This window comes from Ruicaihuangia caeni, assembly GCF_029952955.1.
Classification (GTDB): domain Bacteria; phylum Actinomycetota; class Actinomycetes; order Actinomycetales; family Microbacteriaceae; genus Ruicaihuangia; species Ruicaihuangia caeni.
This window is the reverse complement of sequence record NZ_JASATX010000001.1, coordinates 765,572-785,819: the sequence shown is the minus strand read 5'-3', so window position 1 is coordinate 785,819 and position 20,248 is coordinate 765,572. Positions and strand designations below refer to the sequence as shown.

General features: G+C 66.7%; 19 protein-coding genes and 5 tRNA genes. 5 read left to right on the top strand and 19 right to left on the bottom strand.

Features of this window, described 5'->3' with window-relative positions:
* Positions 1-31: 31 nt before the first annotated feature.
* The 3 genes from QF206_RS03640 to QF206_RS03630 all read right to left on the bottom strand — a co-directional run bounded on the left by QF206_RS03640 (position 32) and on the right by QF206_RS03630 (position 2,652).
* Complete coding sequence (locus tag QF206_RS03640) at positions 32-253, bottom strand: hypothetical protein (protein ID WP_281487823.1); 222 nt, start codon at positions 251-253, stop codon at positions 32-34.
* Between the two features lie 111 nt (positions 254-364).
* Positions 365-988: a 30S ribosomal protein S4 gene (gene rpsD / locus QF206_RS03635; RefSeq protein ID WP_281487822.1), complete on the bottom strand. Its 624-nt coding sequence runs from the start codon at positions 986-988 to the stop codon at positions 365-367.
* A gap of 248 nt (positions 989-1,236) precedes the next feature.
* Positions 1,237-2,652, bottom strand: a complete 1,416-nt coding sequence (locus tag QF206_RS03630) for a replication-associated recombination protein A (RefSeq protein ID WP_422785346.1) — start codon at positions 2,650-2,652, stop codon at positions 1,237-1,239.
* Between the two features lie 104 nt (positions 2,653-2,756).
* Here QF206_RS03630 and QF206_RS03625 point away from each other — a divergent pair, with 104 nt between their 5' ends.
* The 3 genes from QF206_RS03625 (at position 2,757) to QF206_RS03615 (ending at position 4,971) form a co-directional block, all read left to right on the top strand.
* Complete coding sequence (locus tag QF206_RS03625; RefSeq protein ID WP_281487820.1) at positions 2,757-2,942, top strand: hypothetical protein; 186 nt, start codon at positions 2,757-2,759, stop codon at positions 2,940-2,942.
* A 108-nt stretch (positions 2,943-3,050) separates the two neighbouring features.
* Positions 3,051-4,304 carry a DUF349 domain-containing protein gene (locus QF206_RS03620; protein ID WP_281487819.1) on the top strand — a complete coding sequence of 418 codons (1,254 nt, stop codon included), beginning with the start codon at positions 3,051-3,053 and terminating at the stop codon, positions 4,302-4,304.
* A 79-nt stretch (positions 4,305-4,383) separates the two neighbouring features.
* Positions 4,384-4,971: a hypothetical protein gene (locus tag QF206_RS03615; protein ID WP_281487818.1), complete on the top strand. Its 588-nt coding sequence runs from the start codon at positions 4,384-4,386 to the stop codon at positions 4,969-4,971.
* Here QF206_RS03615 and QF206_RS03610 read toward each other — a convergent pair.
* From QF206_RS03610 to QF206_RS03560, 11 genes are all read right to left on the bottom strand, one after another.
* Positions 4,950-7,193 carry a RelA/SpoT family protein gene (locus QF206_RS03610; protein WP_281487817.1) on the bottom strand — a complete coding sequence of 748 codons (2,244 nt, stop codon included), beginning with the start codon at positions 7,191-7,193 and terminating at the stop codon, positions 4,950-4,952. The genes QF206_RS03615 and QF206_RS03610 overlap by 22 nt on opposite strands.
* 58 nt (positions 7,194-7,251) lie before the next feature.
* The gene (gene secF / locus QF206_RS03605) at positions 7,252-8,241 is read right to left on the bottom strand and encodes a protein translocase subunit SecF (protein ID WP_281487816.1); all 990 of its coding nucleotides are present in this window, start codon (positions 8,239-8,241) and stop codon (positions 7,252-7,254) included.
* Positions 8,241-10,016: a protein translocase subunit SecD gene (gene secD, locus QF206_RS03600; RefSeq protein WP_281487815.1), complete on the bottom strand. Its 1,776-nt coding sequence runs from the start codon at positions 10,014-10,016 to the stop codon at positions 8,241-8,243. The genes secF and secD overlap by 1 nt, the downstream gene beginning before the upstream one ends.
* Before the next feature lie 70 nt (positions 10,017-10,086).
* Positions 10,087-10,488, bottom strand: coding sequence for a preprotein translocase subunit YajC (locus tag QF206_RS03595; protein WP_281487814.1), 402 nt, complete (start codon positions 10,486-10,488; stop codon positions 10,087-10,089).
* A gap of 75 nt (positions 10,489-10,563) precedes the next feature.
* Positions 10,564-11,616: a Holliday junction branch migration DNA helicase RuvB gene (gene ruvB / locus QF206_RS03590; RefSeq protein ID WP_281487813.1), complete on the bottom strand. Its 1,053-nt coding sequence runs from the start codon at positions 11,614-11,616 to the stop codon at positions 10,564-10,566.
* On the bottom strand, positions 11,613-12,233 hold the full coding sequence (gene ruvA / locus QF206_RS03585; protein WP_281487812.1) for a Holliday junction branch migration protein RuvA: 621 nt from the start codon (positions 12,231-12,233) through the stop codon (positions 11,613-11,615). Before ruvA ends, ruvB begins: the two co-directional genes overlap by 4 nt.
* A complete protein-coding gene (ruvC, locus tag QF206_RS03580) occupies positions 12,230-12,859 on the bottom strand; it encodes a crossover junction endodeoxyribonuclease RuvC (protein ID WP_281488120.1) in 630 nt (209 codons plus the stop codon). Before ruvC ends, ruvA begins: the two co-directional genes overlap by 4 nt.
* 2 nt (positions 12,860-12,861) lie before the next feature.
* Positions 12,862-13,623 carry a YebC/PmpR family DNA-binding transcriptional regulator gene (locus QF206_RS03575; RefSeq protein WP_281487811.1) on the bottom strand — a complete coding sequence of 254 codons (762 nt, stop codon included), beginning with the start codon at positions 13,621-13,623 and terminating at the stop codon, positions 12,862-12,864.
* 83 nt (positions 13,624-13,706) lie between these two features.
* The gene (locus tag QF206_RS03570; protein WP_281487810.1) at positions 13,707-14,288 is read right to left on the bottom strand and encodes an HIT family protein; all 582 of its coding nucleotides are present in this window, start codon (positions 14,286-14,288) and stop codon (positions 13,707-13,709) included.
* Positions 14,288-16,246, bottom strand: a complete 1,959-nt coding sequence (thrS, locus tag QF206_RS03565; RefSeq protein WP_281487809.1) for a threonine--tRNA ligase — start codon at positions 16,244-16,246, stop codon at positions 14,288-14,290. The genes QF206_RS03570 and thrS overlap by 1 nt, the downstream gene beginning before the upstream one ends.
* A 127-nt stretch (positions 16,247-16,373) precedes the next feature.
* Positions 16,374-16,448: transfer RNA gene (locus QF206_RS03560), tRNA-Gly, on the bottom strand.
* 202 nt (positions 16,449-16,650) lie between these two features.
* Here QF206_RS03560 and QF206_RS03555 point away from each other — a divergent pair.
* Positions 16,651-17,019: a DUF1622 domain-containing protein gene (locus QF206_RS03555; RefSeq protein ID WP_281487808.1), complete on the top strand. Its 369-nt coding sequence runs from the start codon at positions 16,651-16,653 to the stop codon at positions 17,017-17,019.
* 271 nt (positions 17,020-17,290) lie between these two features.
* Here the strand turns inward: QF206_RS03555 and QF206_RS03550 are convergent.
* From QF206_RS03550 to QF206_RS03540, 3 genes are all read right to left on the bottom strand, one after another.
* Positions 17,291-17,365: transfer RNA gene (locus tag QF206_RS03550), tRNA-Val, on the bottom strand.
* Between the two features lie 19 nt (positions 17,366-17,384).
* Positions 17,385-17,458, bottom strand: a tRNA-Cys gene (locus QF206_RS03545).
* Between the two features lie 75 nt (positions 17,459-17,533).
* A tRNA-Gly gene (locus QF206_RS03540) sits at positions 17,534-17,605 on the bottom strand.
* A 137-nt stretch (positions 17,606-17,742) separates the two neighbouring features.
* On the opposite strand from QF206_RS03540, the gene QF206_RS03535 reads away from it, so the two are divergent.
* Positions 17,743-17,818, top strand: a tRNA-Val gene (locus QF206_RS03535).
* 72 nt (positions 17,819-17,890) lie between these two features.
* Here QF206_RS03535 and QF206_RS03530 read toward each other — a convergent pair.
* Both QF206_RS03530 and QF206_RS03525 read right to left on the bottom strand, forming a co-directional pair.
* The gene (locus tag QF206_RS03530) at positions 17,891-18,769 is read right to left on the bottom strand and encodes a hypothetical protein (RefSeq protein WP_281487807.1); all 879 of its coding nucleotides are present in this window, start codon (positions 18,767-18,769) and stop codon (positions 17,891-17,893) included.
* Positions 18,770-18,876: 107 nt separating this feature from the next.
* Positions 18,877-20,094 (bottom strand): ammonium transporter, encoded by a 1,218-nt coding sequence (locus QF206_RS03525; RefSeq protein ID WP_281487806.1) that lies wholly within the window; start codon positions 20,092-20,094, stop codon positions 18,877-18,879.
* Between the last annotated feature and the right edge of the window lie 154 nt (positions 20,095-20,248).

The following is a 20,248-nucleotide window of genomic DNA, read 5'->3' as shown; positions in this document are numbered from 1 at the left end:
TGTCGAGCGCGCCGGAAGGCCCGGCGTCGGCTCAGCGGCGGGTGAGGTCGGCGATAGCTGCTTCAGCGTCGGAGACGGCGGATCGCAGCTCGGCCTCGCGGGCCTTGTAGCCGTCGACGACGGCGTTGCCGAACGAGCGTGCCTTGGCGTCGACGTCCTCGAAGAAGCGGCGCCCCTCCGGGGTCTTGTTCACTTGGTGTGCGATCACGAACCCGGCTGCGGCGCCGGTGAGCAGCCAGAGAAGCTTGTTCATTTCGGTCTCCCTCGTTCTACGTGGCCGGTTACTCAGCTTACTTCCCGCGGATGCCGGGGAAATGGCGAAGGGGCGATGCGCACGCTGCGCACCGCCCCTTCGGCGTCTGGGTCAGCGACCCGAGTAGTACTCGACCACGAGCTGCACTTCAGCGGTGATCGGCACCTCGGCGCGCTTGGGGCGACGCACGAGGCGCGCCTGGAGCTTGTCGAGCTCGACCTCGAGGTAGCCCGGAACCTTCGGGAGCACCTCGGCGTGTCCACCGGCCGCAGCCACCTGGAACATCTCGAGGCTCTCGCTGCGCTCCTTGACGTGGATGAGCTGGCCCGGCTTCACGCGGAACGACGGGCGGTCGACCAGCTTGCCGTCGACGAGGATGTGGCGGTGCACGACGAGCTGACGCGCCTGCGACGTGGTGCGCGCGAACCCTGCGCGGAGCACGAGGGCGTCGAGGCGCATCTCGAGCAGCTCGACGAGGTTCTCACCGGTCAGGCCGGGGGCGCGGCGAGCTTCGTTGAAGACGAGCCGAAGCTGTGCCTCGCGGATGCCGTACTGGGCGCGGAGGCGCTGCTTCTCGCGCAGACGAACGGCGTAGTCGCTGTCGGTCTTGCGGCGGGTGCGGCCGTGCTCACCCGGGGCGTAGGGGCGCTTCTCGAGGTAGCGCGCCGCCTTCGGGGTGAGCGCAACGCCGAGCGCGCGCGAAAGGCGGGTCTTGCTGCGGTTGCGTGTTGACACGTATTCCTTCTTCTATCGAATCCTGTTGAACACCGGACGGCGGCGGGCACGCCGCGACACCAGTCCGGAACGATGAGGGATTCGCCATGGACGCCGGTCGGCTACAGACCAGCTCCTTCGATCAGGTGTCAGCGCAGCCGCACGCAGAACACCGATTCAGGCAGCGACAATCCTAACAGACACGGCGCACCGCTTCGTGTCGGCGCACGACTGCGCGCGCTCGAGCCGTTCGGCCGCTGTGTCGCGCCTCACCGGCCCCGGATGATGCGGCGCAGCTTCTCCCAACGGGTCGAGAGGTCGCGCTCATTGCCGTGGCTCGTCGGCCGATAGTACTGGCGATCCTTCAGCGGGTCGGGCAGGTACTGCTGTGCGACGACGCCGATCTCAGAGTCGTGCGCGTACAGGTAGCCCTTTCCATGGCCGAGCCGCTTGGCGCCCGGGTAGTGCGCGTCGCGAAGATGCTTGGGCACCCGGCCGAACTCGCCGCGACGAACGTCGGCGATCGCCGCGTCGATGCCCACGTACGCGGCATTCGACTTCGGGGCGGTTGCGAGATAGACGACGGCTTCGGCGAGCGGAATGCGGCCCTCCGGCATGCCGATCAACTGCACCGCATCCGCTGCGGCAACGGCGATCACGAGCGCCTGGGGGTCGGCGAGTCCGATGTCTTCGGCAGCGCTGATGATGACCCGGCGGGCGATGAACCGCGGATCCTCCCCGGCTTCGATCATTCGCGCGAGGTAATGCAGCGCCGCGTCAGCGTCGGAGCCTCGGATCGATTTGATGAACGCGCTGATGACGTCGTAATGCTCGTCGCCCTGCTTGTCGTAGCGGAGCAGCGCGCGGTCGACGGCGGTGGAGACGATCTCAGGGGTGATGACCGGCAACGTGGAGTGCTCGGCATCCTCACCGTCGTCATCCTGACCATCGTCATCCTGACCGTCGTCATCCTCAGCGTCGCTGTCGGAATCCTCGCGGGTCGTCGCGCCCGTGCTGGCCGCGAGAGCGGACGCCTCGAGTGCCGTGAGCGCGCGTCGGGCATCCCCCGATGCGAGACGGATGATTGCGGCACGCGCGTCTGGGTCGAGCTGCACCCTTCCGCCGAGTCCTCGCTCGTCGGCGACGGCGCGGTCGACGAGCACACCGAGGTCGTCGTCGCTCAGCGGTTCGAGCGTGAGCAGCAACGAGCGAGAGAGCAGCGGCGCGATGACGGAGAACGAGGGGTTCTCGGTGGTCGCGGCGATCAGAATGACCCAGCCGTTCTCGACTCCCGGGAGCAGCGCATCTTGCTGCGCCTTCGTGAACCGGTGGATCTCATCGAGGAAGAGCACCGTCGAGACTCCGTAGAGGTCTCGATTGGCGAGTGCCTCCTCCATCACCTGCCGGACATCCTTGACTCCGGCGGTGACGGCCGAGAGTTCGACGAAGCGCCGGCCAGAGCTCTGCGCGACGGCCTGGGCGAGCGTCGTCTTGCCGGTGCCCGGAGGGCCCCAGAGGATCACGGAGACGTTGCCCCGAGCCCCGGTCGAGTCTTCGGCCAGGCTCACGATCGGTGATCCCTGTCCGAGCAGATGACGCTGCCCCGCCACCTCCGACAGTTGCCGCGGTCGCATGCGCACTGCCAATGGCGTCGAACCGGCGCGGATGCCGGGGTGCTGCGTCATATCCGCCATGCTAGCCAGCGGCGCTGACACTCCACGGCGAGCGTGACGCGCGATCGTGCTCACCACTGGCGGTACAGTGCTGCAGGACGAAAGGCGGAGGTGTCATGGCGCGGATCACGAAGGCCGATCGCGAGGCGCGTGAGCGACTTCGCCGGTATCAGGCGCGCAAGCAGTTCCACGCCGGTGTTCAGTCGCGTCTGCGGCGAGACAACCTCATCGCCCTCGTCGGCGGAACCCTCGCCATGGCGGCTCTCGCAGCGCTGCAGGTGCTGTACTTCGCCACGCGCTGACCGACTCCGGGATTCGCCGGGCACTCGTGGCGGATCCGTTGGCGCGCGGCCGCGGTAGCGGCATCATGCTGCAATAGGCTGGGTGCCTGCCGCATAGGCGGCGCAGCAATGAACGATCTTCTAGAGGGTGAACCAGTGGCGAACGAACAGCAGCCGTGGGGGCGCGTCGACGATGACGGCACCGTGTACGTGCGCGAGGGCGACGGGGAACGCGCCGTCGGTCAGTATCCCGACGGCACTCCGGAAGAGGCACTCGCGTACTTCGAGCGCAAGTACACCGATCTCGCGGGCCAGGTAGGACTGCTCGAGCAGCGTGCGCGTCGGGGAGCGCCGGCATCCGACATCGCCAAGGCGGTCAACGCACTGCGTGCGACGCTCGCCGATGCGAATGCCGTCGGCGACCTCGAGGCGCTGCGCAACCGCCTCGCGGCACTCACCGGCACGGTCGACGAACTGACCGAGCAGCAGAGCGAAGCTGCGCGTGCCGCGATGGCCGAGGCGCTCGCGTATCGGGAAGCGCTCGTCGTGGAGGCCGAGCAGCTCGCGGCGTCCGATCCCGCCAAGATGCAGTGGAAGCAGGTGACCGCGCAGCTCGACGACATCTTCGCGCGCTGGCAGAAGCACCAGCAGGAGGGCCCGCGTCTTCGCCGCAACGAGGCCAACGAACTGTGGAAGCGGTTCCGCGCGGCACGCAGCACCCTGGAGCAGCACCGCAAGGCATTCTTCGCAGAGCTGGACGCGGCGCACAAGGACGCGCGGTCGAAGAAGCAGGCTCTGGTCGAGCGTGCGGAGGCTCTGACGTCGAAGGGCGCCGACGGCATCCCGGAGTACCGCCGTCTGCTCGAGGATTGGAAGCGCGCCGGGCGAGCAGGCAAGAAGCTCGATGATGCTCTGTGGGCCAAGTTCAAGGCCGCGGGCGACCAGCTGTACCAGGCGAAGAGCGAGATCGACGCACGCGACGACGAGGAGTACCGGCAGAATCTGGAGCAGAAGCTCGCTCTGCTCGACGGCGCAGAGCCGATCCTCGCGGAGACCGACCGGATCAAGGCTCGCGAGGCGCTCTCTGGCATCCAGCGCAAGTGGGACGAGATCGGCCGGGTGCCGCGCGATCAGATGAAGCAGGTCGAGGAGCGGCTGCGCAAGATCGAGCAGCATGTGCGAAAGCTCGACGACGAGCACTGGGAGCGCAACAACCCGGAGCGCAAGGCGCGGTCGGAGGGTCTCGCCAGTCAGTTGGAGGAGTCGATCGCCTCGCTCCAGGCCGACATTGCGAAGGCAGAGGCGGCCGGCGACGCGAAGAAGGCTGAGGAAGCCCGCGCAGCGCTCGAGACGCAGCGCGCCTGGCTCGCCGCGATCGGCTGAGCCCTCTCCACAGCGGTTCGCTCTCCACCGACTCGTCGGCGACGCCGGGGGGCGGCGCGTGGTCGTTCACACTGGGCGGATGCTGTCACCCGCCCGGTCGCCTCTGCTGCTCCGTTCCGCCTCGATCGCATCGGCTCACGCCATGCCGTTGGCAGAACTCAGCGCCATGTCGCTCGATGGCGAGTTGTATCCCCTTGCCGAGGCATACGCGAGCATCGCCGAGCCCGACACTCCGGCGCTGCGAGCACTGGCGCTCCACGGCATCCTCGGGAATGAGCGGATCATCGCCGATCGGTGGTCGGCGGCGTGGGTCTGGGGAGCACTCCCCCGTCCACCCCGCGTGCACACCTTCTGCACTCGCTCTGAAGCGCGCGTGCAGCATGAACTGCGCCTCGACGTCGCGATCCGCGAGGTCGTCATCGATGACGGCGAGATCGTCCCGTTCGGCAGGGCTCGCGCCACCTCACCGTTGAGGACGGTCCTTGATCTGGCTCGCTCGCAGGAGGCGTACTCGGAATCCCATTACCGAGGCGTGCTCGCCCGGCTCATGCACGAAGCGGGGCTCGGCCTCGAGGCGTGCCTCGCCGCGCTCGATTCGCGTCCGCTGCCATTCACCCGTCTCGCCCGAGAGCGACTGCGGCGGGCTCAGCCCGCGGTCACGCGGTAGACGTCGTACACGGCCTCGATGCGGCGTACCGCGTTGAGCACGCGATCAAGGTGGGTCGTATCACCCATCTCGAAGAGGAACCTGCTGATGGCGAGGCGATCGCTCGAGGTGCTGACGGTCGCGGAGAGGATGTTGACATGGTGTTCGCTCAGCACACGCGTGACGTCTGAGAGCAGCCCTGACCGGTCCAATGCCTCGACCTGGATCTGCACCAGGAACACGCTTCTCGAAGTCGGCGCCCACTCCACGTCGATCATCCTGTCGGGATGCTCGAGCAGCGATTTCACGTTCGTGCAGTCGTCGCGGTGCACCGAGACGCCCTGACCGCGCGTGACGAAGCCGAGAATCGCATCTCCCGGTACGGGCGTGCAGCACTTGGCGAGCTTGACCAGGATGTCTGGGGCTCCGCGCACGAGCACCCCGGAATCGCTATTGCGCTGCGGGCGCACGCGCGACGGCGCGGCGAACGGCAGGTCGACGTCATCGGCGTCGTCCGCCGTCTGCACCGAGGCCAGTACCTTCTCGATCACCGACTGCGTAGAGACGTGCCCCTCGCCGACCGCTGCGTAGAGCGCGCTCACGTCGTCGTAGTGCATCGCCGACGCGACCTCGGTGAACGCGTCCTGGCTCATGAGCTTCTGCAAGGGAAGGTTCTGCTTGCGCATGGCTCGCGCGATTGCATCCTTGCCGTGCTCGATCGCCTCTTCTCGGCGCTCCTTGGTGAACCACTGGCGGATCTTGTTGCGCGCGCGAGGGCTCTTGACGAAATTCAGCCAGTCCTGGCTCGGCCCTGCGTCCGGGTTCTTCGAAGTGAAGACCTCGACGATGTCGCCGCTGTTCAACGTCGACTCGAGCGGTACGAGTCGACCGTTGACCTTCGCCCCCATGGTGCGGTGCCCGACCTCGGTGTGCACGGCGTAGGCGAAGTCGACCGGCGTGGCACCGGCGGGCAAACCGATCACCTTGCCCTGTGGGGTGAAGACGTAGGTCTCTTTCGCCCCGATCTCGAAGCGCAGCGAGTCGAGGAACTCGGATGGGTCTGCGGTTTCGGCCTGCCAGTCGGAGATATGCGCCAGCCACGCCATGTCGGCGCCGGCGCGGCTCGGCTCGTCGCGGCCGCCGTGCATGCGCTCTTTGTACTTCCAGTGCGCTGCAACACCGTACTCGGCGCGCTGATGCATGTCGTGCGTGCGGATCTGGATCTCGACCGCACGACCCTTAGGGCCGATCACCGTGGTGTGCAACGACTGATAGAGGTTGAACTTGGGCGTCGCGATGTAGTCCTTGAACCGACCGGGCATCGGTGTCCAGCGGGCGTGGATCGCACCCAGGACGGCGTAGCAGTCGCGCACCGTGGAGACGAGCACGCGGATGCCGACCAGGTCGTAGATCTCGTCGAACTCGCGCCCTCGCAGAATCATCTTCTGATAGATCGAGTAGTACTGCTTCGGACGGCCGACCACCTGGCCCTTGATCTTCGCGGCCTTGAGGTCGGCGTTCACGGCGTTGATGACCTGGTGCAGGAACTCCTCGCGCTGAGGGCTGCGATTCTTCACGAGGTTGTCGATCTCGAGGTAGATCTTGGGGTGAAGCACTGCGAACGAGAGGTCTTCGAGCTCCCACTTGATCGCCTGGATGCCGAGCCGGTGAGCGAGGGGCGCGTAGATCTCGAGCGTCTCCTGCGCCTTTCGGCGGGCCGACTCGTTCTCGACGAAGCCCCAGGTGCGCGCGTTGTGCAGGCGGTCCGCGAGCTTGATGACGAGCACGCGGATGTCCTTCGACATCGCGACGACCATCTTTCGCACGGTCTCGGCCTGTGCGCTGTCGCCGTACTTGAGCTTGTCGAGCTTCGTCACGCCGTCGACGAGCATTGCGATCTCGTCGCCGAAGTCTCGGCGCAGTGAATCGAGCGTGTACTCGGTGTCCTCGACCGTGTCGTGCAGCAGCGCCGCAGCGATCGTGATCGCGCCGATGCCGAGGTCGGCGAGGATCTGCGCCACGGCGATCGGGTGGGTGATGTAGGGCTCGCCGCTCTTGCGCTTCTGGCCCTCGTGGGCCTTCGCAGCGACCTGGTACGCGCGCTCGATCAGCGCGACATCCGCCTTGGGATTGTGAAGCCGCACCGTCTTGTACAGACGGTCGACCGCGCCTGTGGGCTGGGCGCGGGAGAACAGACGCGGCAGGCGCGCTCGAAGCGTCGCCGTCGTCGTGGTCTCGGTCATTCGCACCTCCGCCACTAATGGTAGACGCGGTGCGCGCGCGGGAGCCTGAGGCCCGCGCTCAGCGGACTGCGCCTTGAACGACCTTCTTCTTCGCCTTGCTGCCCATCTTCTTCACCTCGGGCTCATTCTCGCGCAGGTGCACATAGACCGGTGCGGCGATGAAGATCGTCGAGTAGGCGCCCACGAGGATGCCGATGAACAGCGCGAGCGCGATATCGCGCAGCGTGCCCGCACCCAGCACGACCGCCCCGATGAAGAGGATGGAGGCGACCGGGAGCGCGGCGACGACCGAGGTGTTGATCGAGCGCACGAGGGTCTGGTTCACCGCCAGGTTCACGGCCTGTGCGAAGGTACGGTTCGACCCTTCGGTCGTCTCCCCTGTGTTCTCGCGGATCTTGTCGAAGACCACCACGGTGTCGTACAGCGAGTAGCCGAGGATCGTGAGGAAGCCAATCACCGCCGCGGGCGTGATCTCGAAGCCGAGCATGCCGTACACACCGACGGTGATGATGAGGTCGTGCGCGAGCGCCGACAGAGCGGCGAGCGACATCTTCCAGGTACGGAAGTAGAGCGCCATGAAGGCGGCAGCGAGCACGATGAAGATGATGAGGCCGCGGATGGCCTGCTGGGTGATGTCCTGGCCCCAGCTCGGTCCGATGAAGTTCGCCGTGACCTGGCTCGGATCGACGTCGAAGGCAGCCGCCAGCGAGTCGCGCACTTGATCGCTCTCGGTGCGTTCGAGCTGGTCGGTCTGCACGCGGATGCCGTCGGCGCCCACGATCGTCACGCGCGGCTCGGCAGCGGGCACGGCCTCGGTGACAGCATCCTGCGCACGCTGCTCGTCGGGCTGGGCGACGTTGCTCAGCTGGAACTCGGATCCACCAGTGAACTCGATGCCGAAGACGAATCCGCCGCGCAGGATGGGCACGAGGATCGACAGCAGAATCGCGACGCCGGCGATCGTGTACCAGAGCTTGCGCCGACCGACGAAGTCGATCGACCGCGCGCCGGTGTAGAGGTCATTGCCGAAATCGGTGAGCTTCGCCATCAGGCGTCCTTCCCGCTCGAATCGCGTTCGCCCGCGCCGACGCCGGCTTGCTCAGCGGCCTTGCGCTCGGCGATCGTCTGGCGGCGCTGGGCCTCGCGCGACGATCGTGCGCCGCGGCCGGTGGCTGCCACCGGTGCCCGGAACTGCGCCCGCCCGCGGTACACCGCGCCGAGAGCCTGAGGGTCGAGCCCGCTCCACGGGTGCCCACCGCCGAAGAAGCGCGTTCGAGCGAGCAGCTGCAGCATCGGGTGCGTGAAGAGGGAGACCACGATGAGGTCGATGATCGTCGTGATTCCGAGCGTGAACGCGAAGCCCTGCACATTGCCCACGGCAACCAGGAACAGCACCACCGCGGCGAGGAAGTTGATGGTGTCTGAGGCAAGGACGGTGCGGATCGCCCGCTTCCATCCGGCCTCGACAGCACCCTCGAGGCTGCGTCCGTCGCGCAACTCATCGCGGATGCGCTCGAAGTACACGATGAACGAGTCGGCGATGATGCCGATCGCGACGATCAGACCGGCGACACCGGCGAGCGAGAGCCGGTATCCCTCACGCCACGACAGCAGAGTGATCACCAGGTAGGTGATGATCGCGGCGACGATCAGCGAGGCGACTGTGACGAGGCCGAGGGTGCGGTACTGGAACAGCGAGTAGACGACGACGAGGATCATGCCGATCACGCCGGCGATGAGCCCGCTGTGCAACTGGTTGGCACCGAGAGTGGCGGAGATCGTGTTCGTGCTCTCGACCTGGAATCCGATGGGGAGGGCACCGAACTTGAGCTGGTCGGCGAGTCGCTTCGCTGACTCCTGGGTGAAGTTCCCGCTGATCATCGGCTTGCCGTCGGTGATCACCGCTTGCGTGGTCGGCGCCGAGATCACCTTGCCGTCGAGCACGATGGCGAATTGGTTCTGGGTGCCGGAGAGACCGATGAGCCGCTCGGTGACCGCGCGGAACTCCCGCGTACCGGTCTCGTTGAACGTGATGAACACGCCCCACTCGTTGGTGGTGAACCCGCGAGAGTCAGGAACGAGGCCAGAAGTGGCGTCGGTGATGGTCTCGCCCGAGACCTCGACCGGGCCGAGGATGTACTTGACCGAGCCGTCCTCCTCGCAGGAGATGAACGGCTTGTCGCTCGGCGGCACCTGGGTCAGCTCATCGAGGCTCGAGCAGTCGAAGTTCGCGAATTGCGACTCGAGCTCGGGAGTGATCCAGGCCAGGTCGGAGGCGTTGGTCGGCTGCGGCGAGGGAGTCTCGCCAGCGGCCGGGGTCTCTGGAGCCGCCGACTCGGCGGGCGCGGTCGAGTCCGGGGCCGCTGTGGAGTCGCCGCCGCCGTCGGGCGCGGGTGTCGGCTCGACAGACGCGCCTCCCTGCGGTGTCGGCACGTCGGCGCGCAGCACCGGGCGGAACTCGAGCTTCGCCGATGCCTGGATCCGCTCCATCGTGTCGTTGTCCGGGGTCCCCGGAATCGCGACGATGATGTTGCGGCCGCCCTGGGTCGTGATCTCGGACTCGGAGACGCCCGTCGCATCGACACGCTGCCGAATGATCGCGACCGCCTGGTCGAGCTGTTCCTGCGAGACGGTCTGACCGCTCTCGAGCTGAGGCTCGAGGATGATCTGGGTGCCGCCCTCGAGGTCGAGCGCCAGCTTCGGCGTGAGGCTGTTGTTGCTCCACAGCATGCTGCCGACGTTGAGTGCGACGAGGCCGACGACGATGACGATCAGCCAGATCAGCGACCGCCACGCTTTGCGCACCGGCGAAGTGGTTGCCACGTGAGGAGACTCAGCTTTCTGTGGAAGGTCGCGGGCGGTTCTTCACCCGTCGAAGCGGCGAGCGGTCGCCTCAGCGCTTGTCGGCAGGGCCCTCGCCGGTCTCGCCGAGGTCATTGCCCGGCCGGCGGTCGTCCGAGTCGGCACCGAGCGTCTCATCGAGCGGAGTCGGCTCGGCATCCGCATCGATGTCAGTCTCGACATCCGTGTGCTCGGTGGGCTCGACGACCCGGGCAAGGGTCTGGCGGTGCACCGTGACGACGGTGCCGTCGGCGATGCGGACCTCCGCGGTGTTCGCAGTTTCGTCAACCGACACGAGCGTGCCGTAGAGCCCGAAGCTCAGCATCACGTCAGCGCCGGGAACCATCTTGGTAGCCAGTTCGGCCTGGTCCTTCTGCCGCTTCCGAGAGTTGCGGAACATGAAGAACACGAGGACGGCCAGAACGGCCAGCATCACGAGAGTGAATGGATCCATGGGGTCTGGAGATCGCCTTCCGAGATCGGGATCAGCGGCGCGGAGCGCGCGGCGTCACGGCCGAGGCCTCGACAATCATAGTTCATCGTCCAGGAGCGTCGGCTGTGGCGCGCGCCCCCCGAACTGACGCCATGCGGCCTTCGTCGCCACGCGTCCCCTCGGGGTGCGGCTGAGCAGCCCGATGCGCACCAGGAACGGCTCGACGACCGACTCGATGGTCTCGGCCTCCTCGCCCACGGAGACGGCGAGGGTGTTCAGCCCCACGGGTCCACCGTCGAAGCGATCGATGATCGCGCGCAGGACGGCGCGGTCAAGCCGATCTAGACCGAGCGGGTCGACGTCGTAGAGGTCGAGCGCTGCCCTGACCGACGTCAGATCGGCGTCCTTCGCGTTGACGAGCGCGTAGTCGCGCACGCGGCGCAGCAGCCGGTTGGCGATCCGCGGAGTCCCCCGGCTGCGCCCTGCGATTTCCGTGAGCGCGGCTTCGTCGATCGGCATGCCCAGCAGGCGCGCGGCGCGGCGGAGCACCTCGGTGAGCTCCGCGTCATCGTAGAACTCCAGGTGAGCCGTGAAGCCGAACCGATCTCGGAGAGGATTCGGCAGCAGTCCCGAGCGCGTAGTCGCACCGACGAGCGTGAACGGCGCGAGTTCGAGCGGGATCGACGTGGCGCCCGCCCCTTTGCCGACCATGATGTCGATGCGGAAGTCCTCCATGGCGAGGTACAACATCTCTTCTGCCGATCTCGCCATGCGGTGAATCTCGTCGATGAAGAGCACTTCGCCGGGTAGCAGCGACGACAGCAGCGCGGCGAGGTCGCCTGCGTGCTGAATGGCGGGGCCGCTCGACATCCGCAGCGATCGGCCGTTCTCGTGCGCCACGATCATGGCGAGCGTCGTCTTGCCGAGCCCGGGCGGTCCGGCGAGCAGGATGTGATCGGCTGAGCGTCCCTGCATCGCCGCGGCCTGCAGCAGCAGTTCGAGCTGGCCTCGCACCTTGGTCTGACCGACGAACTCGCCGAGGCTCTTCGGTCGCAATGCGCCCTCGAAGGCGAGCTCGGCGTCTGACTCGGAGCCGGCGTCGAGGATGCCTGCTCCTGCGACGGCGCCGGGGTCGCGGTCCGCGCTCATCGCTGCTCCCTCGCCACTGGCCCGAGCCGGGAGAGCGCGATCCGAAGCAGGGATTGCACGCCGGCACGCTCCGCATCGTCGGCGTGATCCGCGGCATCGGCGACGGCCTGTGCCGCCACCCGCTCGGGCCAGCCCAGCCCGATCAGTGCTGAGATGACGCTGGCGGCGATGGTGCCGTCGAGCGCCGGCACCTGTTCGGGCGCCGTGGGTGCCACGAAGGCGTCGAGCTTGCCCGCGAGCGTCACGGTGATCAGCTTGGCGGTCTTGGGCCCGATGCCGCTGACCTTCCGGAAGGCGCTGTGGTCGTCGTCTGCCACAGCCTGCGCGATCTGGGCCGGAGTCATCGCCGACAGCACGCCCATCGCCGACTTCGGTCCGACACCGCTCACGGTGCGCAACTGATCGAAGACCGCTCGCGAGTCTGCGTCTTCGAATCCGAAGAGACTGAACTCGTCATCGCGCACGATCAGCGCGGTGCGGATGCTCGTCTCGTGGCCGACGCGGAGCGAGTGAGCGTGCTGCGGGGTCAATTGCACGGCGTAGCCGACGCCGGCGACGTCGAGGATCGCAATGGAACCGTCGATGCCGAGCACGGCACCGCGAAGGGAAGCGATCATGCATCGAGCCTACGTGCGGCCGCCGACTTCTCGGCGTCCCGCCACGCGCGCTGGGCCGGCGTCAATGCGCCGCCACCGCCGGGCACCGAGGCTGTGGTCTGCACAGCGGCATCCGCCGCTGGTCCGGCCACTGCGTTGCCGATGCCCCCTGCAGAGCGCCAGGCATGGCAGATCGCCAGGGCGAGCGCGTCGGCGGCGTCGGCCGGTCGCGGAACCTCGGCGAGTCCGAGCAGCCTTGCGACCATCGCACCGACCTGTGCCTTGTCCGCATTGCCGTAGCCGGTCACCGCGGCCTTCACCTCGCTCGGGGTGTGCATACCCACCGCTATGCCGCTGCGAGCGGCTTGATGAAGCACGACCCCGCTCACCTGCGCCGTGCCCATGACCGTGCGCAGGTTGTGCTGCGCGAACACGCGTTCGAGCGCCATGGCATCCGGCCGCCACTGCTCGATCACTTCGCCCAACCGTTCGGCGATGACGAGCAGCCTGCGCTCGAGTGCGAGCTCGGCGGGCGTTGTGACGACCTCGACGTGGGTGAACCCGACTCGCCTGCCCGGGGCGACATCGATGATGCCGATCCCGCAGCGGGTCAGCCCGGGGTCGACTCCGAGCACGCGATGGGTCACGGTCACTCGTCGGAGTCGAGTTCCGCCTGCACCTCGGCAGAGAGCTGGAAATTGGCGAAGACGTTCTGCACGTCGTCGCTGTCCTCCAGCGCATCGATCAGCTTGAACACCTTGCGAGCCGTGTCGGCGTCGAGGTCGACGCTCAGGTTCGGCACGAACTCCGCCTCAGCGGAGTCGTAGTCGATGCCGGCCTCTTGCAGCGCGGTGCGCACGGCCACGAGGTCGGTGGGCTCGGTGAGCACCTCGAAGCCCGCTCCCCTGTCGAGCACTTCTTCGGCGCCGGCGTCGAGCACGGCCAGCAGGATGTCGTCCTCGCTCACCCCGTCGGTCTTGGTGATCGACACCACGCCCTTGCGGTTGAAGTTGTACGCGACGCTGCCCGGGTCGGCCATGTTGCCGCCGTTGCGAGTCATCGCGGTGCGCACCTCGGCAGCGGCTCGGTTCTTGTTGTCGGTGAGGCACTCGATCAGCAGGGCTACGCCGCCCTGTGCGTACCCCTCATACATGATCGTCTGGTACTCCACTGCATCGCCGGTGAGACCCGCACCGCGCTTGATGGCACGATCGATGTTGTCGTTCGGCACCGACGACTTCTTCGCCTTCTGGACGGCGTCGACCAGCGTCGGGTTGCCGGAGAGGTCGGCGCCGCCCTGGCGAGCTGCGACCTCGATGTTCTTGATGAGTTTGGCGAACGACTTGGCACGGCGCGCATCGATCACGGCCTTCTTGTGCTTGGTCGTCGCCCACTTGGAGTGACCTGCCATGCAGTGATTCTATCGAGCGGATGCAGAGCGCCCATTGGCGCGCCGCATCCCGCGCGGCCGGCACCTCGTGGAGGTCTGGGCGATCAGTCCGCTTCGGCTGCGGGCCACGCCGCAGCGAGCTCGGCCCGCACCTCACCGAGAAGCCGCGGCACGGCCTTCGTGCCTGCGATGATCGGGAAGAAGTTCGAGTCGTGCTTCCACCGCGGCACGATGTGCTGGTGAAGATGCGCTGCGATGCCGGCGCCGGCGATCTCGCCCTGGTTCATGCCGATGTTGAATCCATCGTTCCCGCCGGTGCGCCGAAGCACCCGCATGGCGGTCTGCGTGAGCAGCGCCATCTCGTTGGCCTCTTCCGAGTTGGCCTCGTCGTAGCCGGCGACGTGACGGTAGGGGCAGACGAGAAGATGACCCGCGTTGTAGGGGAACAGGTTGAGCAGCACGAAGGCGTGCTGGCCGCGGGCCACGATGAGCGCTTCCTCATCGGACTTCGCGGGTGCGGCGCAGAACGGGCAGTCATGCTCGCTTGGCTGGTGCGAGTCCTTGACGTACGCGAGCCGGTGTGGCGTCCAGAGGCGTTGGAACGCATCCGGCGAGGCCGCGAACTGCTCCCCCGGCTCCGCGTCGGGATACTCAGTGCCGTCGTAGTCCCGCGGAGCGCCCTTCATCAGACCTGAGCCTTCGTGCGAATCGCTTCGAGGATGCGCTCGACGGCGGCATCCACAGACACACCGTTCTCCTGACTGCCATCGCGGAACCTGAAGCTCACGGATCCGCTCGATCGGTCCTCATCACCCGCGATGAGCATGAAGGGCACCTTGAGCTTGGTATGCGTGCGGATCTTCTTCTGCATGCGCTCATCGGACGAATCGAGCTCGGCGCGCACCCCCGCCTTGCGCAAGCGCTGAATGACTTCGTCGAGGTAGTCGTTGTGCTGCTCGGAAACCGGGATGCCGACGACCTGCACCGGCGACAGCCATGCGGGAAACGCGCCGGCGTAGTGCTCGAGCAAAATCGCGAAGAAGCGTTCGATCGACCCGAGCAGCGCCCGGTGGATCATGGCCGGCTGCTTCCGCGTGCCGTCAGCCGCCGTGTACTCCAACTCGAACAGCGCGGGCTGGTTGAAGTCGAGCTGCACGGTCGAGAGCTGCCAGGTGCGGCCGATCGCGTCGCGCGCCTGCACTGAGATCTTCGGACCGTAGAAGGCTGCCCCACCCGGGTCGTCGACGAGTTCGAGACCCGACTCGACCGCCACAGCGCGCAGGGTCTCCGTGGCCTGCTCCCAAAGCTCGTCGGAGCCGACCGACTTCTCCGGGTCCTTGGTCGACAACTCCAGGTAGAAGTCGTCGAGCCCGTATCCGCGGAGCGTCTCGAGCACGAAGTCGAGCTGCCGCGCGACCTCGTCCTTGACCTGCTCTTCAGTCACGTAGATGTGCGCGTCGTCCTGGGTGAGCCCGCGCACTCGCGTGAGTCCGGAGAGCGTGCCGCTCTTTTCGTATCGGTACACGGTGCCGAACTCCGCGAGGCGCAGCGGAAGCTCCCGGTAGCTGCGTCCCCGTGCCCGGTAGATGAGGTTGTGCATGGGGCAGTTCATCGGCTTCAGGTAGTAGTCCTGGCCGGGTTTGGTGACGTTGCCCTCCGCATCGTGCTCCTCGTCGAGGTGCATCGGCGGATACATCCCGTCCTTGTACCAGCTCAGGTGCTGGCTGATCTCGTAGAGGTGCCCCTTGGTGATGTGCGGCGTGTTCACGAGCTCGTAGTCGTGGGCGAGCAGTTGCTCGCGCATGTAGTTCTCGATCTCGTTGCGGATGATGCCGCCCTTGGGGTGGAACACCGCGAGGCCCGGTCCGATCTCGTCTGGGAACGAGAAGAGGTCGAGTTCGGTCCCCAGCTTCCGATGGTCACGCTTGGCGGCTTCCTCGAGGCGGGTCTGGTAAGCGCGGAGCTCGTCCTTCGTTGGCCACGCCGTGCCGTAGATGCGCTGCAGTTGCTTGTTCTTCTCCGAACCGCGCCAATACGCCGCCGCGTTCCGCATGAGCGCATAGGCGTTGCCGATCATGCGGGTGTTCGGAAGGTGCGGACCCCGGCACAGGTCCTTCCACAGGGTCTCGCCGGTCTTGGGATCGATGTTGTCGTAGATGGTGAGCTCGGCGCCGCCGACCTCGACCGACGCGTTCTCGCCGTCGGCATCCGCTGAGCCCTTGAGGCCGATCAGCTCGAGCTTGTACGGCTCGTCGGCGAGTTCGGTACGTGCTTCGTCCTCAGTGACGACGCGGCGCGTGAAGCGTTGCCCCTGACGGATGATGCGGTCCATCTCCTTCTGGATGATCTTGAAGTCATCGGGAGTGAATGGCACTTCGACGTCGAAGTCGTAGTAGAAGCCGTCGGTGATGGGCGGGCCGATGCCGAGCTTCGCTTCAGGGTTGATGCGCTGCACCGCTTGAGCCAGCACGTGCGCCGCGGAGTGGCGGAGGATGTTCAGCCCGTCCTGCGACTCGATCGACACCGGGACCGCATCGTCTGCGGGAGCCACTGTGGCAGCGAGGTCCTTGAGCTCGCCGTTCACCCGCATCGCAACGATCGAACGGTCGGTGAAGAGGTCGAATCCGGTCTTCAGGTCGCTCATTGCACCAATGCTAGTGCGGCGGCGAGACCACTCAGGAACGGGCGAGGCGGATGCCGAGGGCAGCCGCGGCTGGGCATCGCCACTGGCCTCGGAACCGCGAAGGCCCGCCATTCAGGCGGGCCTTCGATGGAGCGGATGACGAGATTCGAACTCGCGACCCTCACCTTGGCAAGGTGATGCGCTACCACTGCGCCACATCCGCATTCGCTTCCCTGGAGAGTTTACGGCATCGGCTCCCTCGCTCGTGCAACCGAGGGTTGGACCGATCGGGAGCGTCCGCTTTGCGTTGCTTTCCAAGCGCTCCAGGGCCATGCTGTGGGCACTCGCGATGCTGATCCGGACCTGCTGGTTCGGAGTCGGGTCGACGTGCCCTCTCCGGATCGAGCACTGGATAGGCGGTGCACATGAGTTTCCAGGAGCTCATCGACGCGGTCGGCAGAGCAATCGATGCTGCCGGGGTGGCCGCCATCGTGGTCGGCGCCGTCGCGGCCTCGCTCTTCGCCTTCGGGCGGCTCGTGCGCCGTGAGCAGTCGATCTACAGCAGATACCGGCGTTCGCTGGGACGCGCGATTCTGCTGGGCTTGGAATTGCTCGTCGCGGCCGACATCATCCGGACTGTCGCGGTGTCCCCCACCCTCGAGAGCATCGCGGTGCTCGCCGGCATCGTGCTGATCCGGACGTTCCTGAGCTTCTCGCTCGAACTCGAGATCACTGGGCGGTGGCCCTGGCAGAAGCGACCCGACCCCGATGCGGAGGAAACCACGCGGGCGTGAACTCGCTGCTCGTGAACCGTGACCGTTGGTTCGGCACTACTTGTGGTGGGCGATACTGGGATCGAACCAGCGTGTCCGCGATGCATGCGGGCACGAGGTCACTGGTTCGGCAGTATTTGTGGTGGGCGATACTGGGATCGAACCAGCGTGTCCGCGATGCATGCGGGCACGAGGTCACTGGTTCGGCAGTATTTGTGGTGGGCGATACTGGGATCGAACCAGCGTGTCCGCGATGCATGCGGGCACGAGGTCACTGGTTCGGCAGTATTTGTGGTGGGCGATACTGGGATCGAACCAGTGACCTCTTCCGTGTCAGGGAAGCGCGCTACCGCTGCGCCAATCGCCCAGGTCAGATCTTTCGGACCTGGAGGTGGAGACGGGATTCGAACCCGCGTATACGGCTTTGCAGGCCGCTGCCTCGCCTCTCGGCCACCCCACCGCGTGCGGACGAACCGCCGGTCCTGGCAGCGGCACCGAAGTGTCGTTACCAGCATCCGGGCTTCTGCCCCACTCGAGCGGATGACGAGATTCGAACTCGCGACCCTCACCTTGGCAAGGTGATGCGCTACCACTGCGCCACATCCGCGTTGGCTCACATTTCTGTGCGCCTTGAAAACCTTAGCGGATGATTCCGCCCAGTACCAAAATGACAGGCCTGTGTTTCAGTCGCTGGCCGCCCTGTCATCCGAGCGCTCCGACATGTGGCAATATTGTTCACGCCGCGGGCGATTGGCGCAGTTGGTAGCGCGCTTCCTTCACACGGAAGAGGTCATCAGTTCGAGTCTGGTATCGCCCACCACTCTCTCATCGACGCACTGGCGTCGGCTCCCCCCTGACCCGCGCCGGCGAGGTCGACGCGCAGTGACTGAAGTCACCGCGGCGGCGGCTCAGAGGCACGTCGAAGGATCGTGAGTCTCAGTGCCCACGCCACGCCGAGCGCCCATGCAAGCGCGAGTGCGACGCCCGTGGCCTGGTCGATGAACCAAGCGGGAGATCCCGTGTGCACCAGCCCAGAGCCGAGCCCGAATAGGCCCAGCAGGAGCGCTGCGACTGCGGGACCGGCGACGAGTGCCGATCCGAGCCGTGCGCTCTCGGCATCCGTGCGCCTCCGACTGATCGCCTTGCCGAGCAGGTGACCGATCGCGCCGCCCGCGACGCCGATCACGATCGCCCATTGCCAGGTGAGCCAGGCAGTCGCGGTTGCAGCCCCGCAGGCACCGGCCAGCACTCCGATGGCGATACCTCTTGCCGTGACGCGGCGATCGGCGATGAGCTCGGCGATCGCCGCTCCAACTCCCCCAGACACCGCGGTGAGCGCACCGCCGACCAGTAACCAGAGGAGCGCGGGGGTGATCACGAGCTCGGCCGCTGCGGTCATAGTCAACACGACGATCGCCCCGTAGGCGGCACCCCACCACGGCACGGAGGTGCGTGTGCGCGAGCGTCGGGAGAAGACGAGCAATGCAGCCCCGAGCGGCAGGGCGAAGATCAGGCCCCCGGCAAAATCACTCGGCGGGCTCAGGGCGGAAAGGCTCGAGAGCTCGACGTCAAGGCTCGGGACGTCGATTGTTCCGAGCAGCCCCAAGAGCTCTGCGCTGAGGCCGAAGAACTCCCACGCGAGCGGCAGACACACTGCGAGCGTCCACACGATCGCGCAGGTGACCGCTTTTCGCCTGCTGAAGCGCCGTTGAAGCCACCGCTCGAGCGCGATTGCGCACGCCGCGGCGACCGCGAGGGTGTAGAGAAGCACCACACCCTCCTGCCCGGTCATCGGCCGATCTCGCACAAGGGTACCGACCGCGCCGCTGGTGCGGCGCGATCGGCACCCGGTGAATCGCGATCAGTGCGCCATCGAGATCACCGCGTCTCGAGCACGTATCCGCTCTCGCCATGGATGGCGAGGTCGATCCCGGCGATCTCTTCGCTGTGGCGAACGCGGAATCCCAGGGTCTTGTCGATGGCGAAGCCGATCACCAGTGCCATCACGAAGGAGTACGCAGCGACCGCGAGCACGCTGATGCCCTGCACGATGAGCTGTCCCGTGTCGCCGCCGGTGAAGAGGCCGGTGCCGTTGGCGAAGAGGCCCAGATAGAGCGTTCCGATGACCCCTGCCACGAGGTGCAGCCCGACGACGTCGAGCGAGTCGTCGTACCCGAGGCGGTACTTGAGGTCGATCGCGAAGGCGCACGCCGCTCCCGAGAGCAGGCCGAGCAGTATCGCAAGCCCCGGTGTGAGGTCAGCACAGGCCGGCGTGATCGCGACGAGGCCGGCGACAGCGCCCGACGCGGCACCGATCGACGTCGGTTTGCCCGACCGCACTCGTTCGACGATCAGCCAGCCAAGGATGCCGGCGGCTGGCGCGCCGATCGTGTTCAGGAAGATGAGCCCGGCCGATGCGGCATCCACCGATCCGTCTCCCACAGCCGCTCCGGCGTTGAACCCGAACCAGCCGAACCACAGCAGCCCGGCGCCCAGGAGCACCAGCGGCACGTTGTGAGGGCGGTGCGATCCCTTCGCGAAGCCACGACGAGGTCCGAGCACCAGGGCAAGCGCGAGCGCAGCGGCACCGGCGTTGATGTGCACCGCGGTGCCTCCCGCGTAGTCGATGACTGCCGGCAGTCCGCCGAGCGAATCACCGAGGTTCTGCAGCCAGCCCCCTCCCCAGACCCAGGCGGCGACCGGAAAGTAGACGAGCGTGCTCCAGAGGCCGGCGAACACCAGCCACGCGCCGAACCGGGCACGATCGGCGATCGCACCTGAGATGAGTGCGGTCGTGAGGATGGCGAACGTCGCGCCGAACGCGATGCCGACCAGGTCCTCACCTGCCATACCGGTCTGTGCGAATCCGTCGAAGGGATTGCCCGCGAAGGCCCACACGCTGTCGACGCTGCTCATCGCGGCGCCGTACAGGATCCACAGCACGGCTACGAGCCCGAGCGCCCCGAAGCTCATCATCATCATGCTCACGACGCTCTGCGCCTTCACCAGCCCTCCGTAGAAGAAGGCCAGCCCCGGAGTCATCAGCAGCACGAGTGCCGCACTGACCAGCATCCAGGCGATTCCACCTGTGTCCATCAGGTTCACCTCTCTGTCGCGACCAGTCCCGGCGGAGAAGCCGCCGGGTGGGTCGTACAGAGACGTTCTCGCGTCAGTGTTTCAGTGAAGAGCGCGATGCGTTTCGCGGTTGTTACGAAGCTGGGCTGCGCGTGAACAGGGTGTTTCGCCGCTT